General features: G+C 63.5%; 4 protein-coding genes. All 4 read left to right on the plus strand.

The genetic code is table 11. The annotated features are described in order from the left end of the window. Positions 1-192: 192 nt before the first annotated feature. On the plus strand, positions 193-345 hold the full coding sequence (locus tag B7G66_RS17860) for a hypothetical protein (RefSeq protein ID WP_155734243.1): 153 nt from the start codon (positions 193-195) through the stop codon (positions 343-345). Beyond that, the gene (locus B7G66_RS10660) at positions 342-1,097 is read left to right on the plus strand and encodes an SDR family NAD(P)-dependent oxidoreductase (RefSeq protein WP_003621413.1); all 756 of its coding nucleotides are present in this window, start codon (positions 342-344) and stop codon (positions 1,095-1,097) included. Before B7G66_RS17860 ends, B7G66_RS10660 begins: the two co-directional genes overlap by 4 nt. Before the next feature lie 58 nt (positions 1,098-1,155). Beyond that, positions 1,156-1,491, plus strand: a complete 336-nt coding sequence (locus tag B7G66_RS10665; RefSeq protein WP_003621412.1) for an antibiotic biosynthesis monooxygenase family protein — start codon at positions 1,156-1,158, stop codon at positions 1,489-1,491. A gap of 142 nt (positions 1,492-1,633) precedes the next feature. Then, positions 1,634-2,842, plus strand: coding sequence for an SMP-30/gluconolactonase/LRE family protein (locus B7G66_RS10670; RefSeq protein WP_040512629.1), 1,209 nt, complete (start codon positions 1,634-1,636; stop codon positions 2,840-2,842). The last annotated feature ends 190 nt before the right edge of the window (positions 2,843-3,032 follow it).

Consider the following 3,032-nt stretch of genomic DNA (forward strand, 5'->3'; position numbering starts at 1 on the left):
GGAAAAAGCTTCACCAAAAACCTTTATAATTTCAGTGTGTTATCTAGCCTGACTTTTTAAACAGTCTCTAGGCATGAGGCATGGATCACCATATGGGCGGGAATTGTAAAAGGTCGGGGACATTCCCGAACAGTCGCCACCCATTCCCCTTCGGACGGGGCCTTCACATCCGGCGGCCATGACAGGACCGGCATGACCGCCACCCCACATGCCGTGGCTGTAATACCGGGGCACCATCGCCGCGCGGAGGAAGGTGGGATGCAACCTTCGCCCTTGCGTGGCGTGGTCATTGACGCAACCGTATGCGCCATACGACAGACCGACGCATCAGGGAGACGCGCATGACCACCACCGACACCACCGCCCCACGGGCCGTCATCGTAACGGGCGGCAGCCGTGGCATCGGCCATGCGATCTGCCGCCTGCTGGCGCGCCATGGCTATCCCGTGGCGATCAATTACAGCCACACCGCCGCCCCGGCGGAGGAACTGGCGGCAGCCATCCGCGCGGAGGGTGGCCATGCGGTGGCGATCGCCGCGAATGTGGCCGACCCGGCGCAGATCACCACCCTGTTCGATCAGGCCACACGCGCACTCGGCCCGCTGGGCGGACTGGTGAACAATGCGGGCGTTACGGGAACAAAGGTCCGCGTGGATGAACAGACGGCCCAAACACTGGATGCGCTGTTCGATATCAACGTGCGTGGCAGCATGCTGGCGGCGGGTGAGGCGGTGCGCCGCATGTCCACCCGTCATGGCGGACAGGGGGGCAGCATCGTCAACCTGTCCTCCGTCGCGGCGCGCCTGGGTGGGTTGCCGGGACTGGTGCCCTATGCCGCGACCAAGGCCGCGATCGAAACCTTCACACGCGGGCTGGCGAACGAGGTCGCGCGTGAGGGCGTGCGCGTCAACGCCGTCGCGCCTGGCCTGACGGCCACCGACATGGTTCCCCCGGAAACCGAGGCCCTGGTGGACAGGGTCGTGCCAATGGGCCGCACCGGCCATCCCGACGAAATCGCACAGGCGGTCCTGTTCCTGCTGTCCCCGGCCTCTTCCTATATGACCGGCAGCATCATGACAGTTTCCGGCGGTCGCTGAAGACAGTACCGCCCATTACCCATATCCGCACCCATATCCACAAAGGAAACCGCACCGCATGTATATCGCCATGAACCGATTCCGCATTCCCCCCGAAAACGAGGACGCCTTTCGCGATCGCTGGCTGGGGCGTGAGGTCCACCTTCATACCGTGCCCGGCTTCATCAGCTTTCAATTGCTGGCCGGTCCACGCAGCGACGAATGCATCCTGTATGCTTCGCACACCGTATGGCAATCGCATGCCGCGTTCGAAAACTGGACCCGGTCAGAGGAATTCCGCGCCGCCCATGCCAGCGCAGGCACGAAAAAGCCGCTGATGATCGGCCCGCCCGTCTTCGAAGGGTTCGAGGTGGTGCAGAACATCATCGCCCGCATGCCCGATACCGAGGGCTGACCCATCCCGGGCATGCCCCCTCCCGCGTCACGTTTGCGCGTGGAACGGGGGGTGTCACATTCCCATGCCGACACGCATCCTTTATGCTTTCGCCCTGTCGCGGGACCATAGGTTCCGCCCCCACGGACATACAGGTGCCCCCATGCCGCCAGCCCGCCTTTCCCGCCGTGGCCTTATCCTTGGGGGTGCCATGGGGATGGCGGGGGCCGCCATGGCACGGGTTCGCATGGCGGCGGCCGACGCGCCCGCATCCCTGCTGGCACACCCGCCAAGCGTGGTGACGGACCCGCCGCGGCAATGGGGGCCACAGGCCCCGCCCCCCTACCTGCCGGACCCGGACATCATTGCCATTGACCCGTCATTTTCCAACCTTGCCTATGGCAACGCCAACATCCGTCTGGCATGGCGGGGCGGTGACTGGCTGGAGGGACCGGCATGGAGTACGCAGGGGCGCTTCTTACTGCTTAGCGATACGATCCGCGCGCAACAGTACCGTTACCTGTGGGAAACGGGAACGGTTTCGGTCTTTCGTGATCAGTCCTATAACAGCAATGGCAACACATTCGATGCCGAAGGACGCCTGATCAGTTGCGAACATGGCATGCGCCGTGTCGTGCGCTGGGAACATGATGGATCATGCCGTGTGCTGGCAGACCGTTATCAGGGGGCACCGCTTAATTCCCCCAACGACGTGGTGGTTCACCCCGATGGTGGCATCTGGTTTACCGATCCCGGATATGGCGACACCATCGTGGAGGGACACCCCGACGCACCGGGCGGCAGGGCCAACCGCATGGGCCGCGAACTCTGGACCAAGGACGGGGAGATCGTAGCCCGGTTCGCGGGACATGCCCGGCAGGACGACCATGTCTTTCGCATCGACCCACGCACCGGCGACGTGCGCGCCGTCCTGACGCAACAGCAGCTTGCCAGTCCGAACGGACTGTGCTTTTCCCCCGACGGCACGATCCTCTATGTGATCTCCAGCGGTGCGGGGCCGGGACAGAATGGCCCCGGCGGGGACCAGCGCATCCATGCCTATGACCTGATGGACGGGACGGCACGTAACGGCCGGGTATTCGCGGACATGATGCTTGACGGGCACCAGTTGGGACCAGATGGCATGCGCGCGGATATCTTTGGCAATTTATGGTGCGGCGCAGGCGGGCCACTCGGCCTGTGCGGGGTTGTGGTCTATAACCCCGCCGGGCATATGATCGGCCGGTTGCGGCTGCCGCGTGGGGTGTCGAACCTGACCTTTGGCGGGCCAAAGCGCGACACCCTGTTCATGTGCGCCGCCGATGCACTGTTCACACTGGTGGTCAATACGCAGGGCGCGGGCCTGTCCTGACCTCCTGATCCATCTGTTTCCAAAAGGCTGCGCTTTTTGACGCGGGGACACGGCAAAGCCCCTGGCATGCCGCACACCCAACGCAAAAACGCCCAGATGCCGCACGGACCCGCCAAGGATCACGCCCCCTGCCTCCTGATATATTTAGAGACTGTTTGAAAAGTCAGGCTCGATAACACCCTGAAATTAT

The organism is Novacetimonas hansenii JCM 7643 (genome assembly GCF_000964405.1).
Taxonomy (GTDB): domain Bacteria; phylum Pseudomonadota; class Alphaproteobacteria; order Acetobacterales; family Acetobacteraceae; genus Novacetimonas; species Novacetimonas hansenii.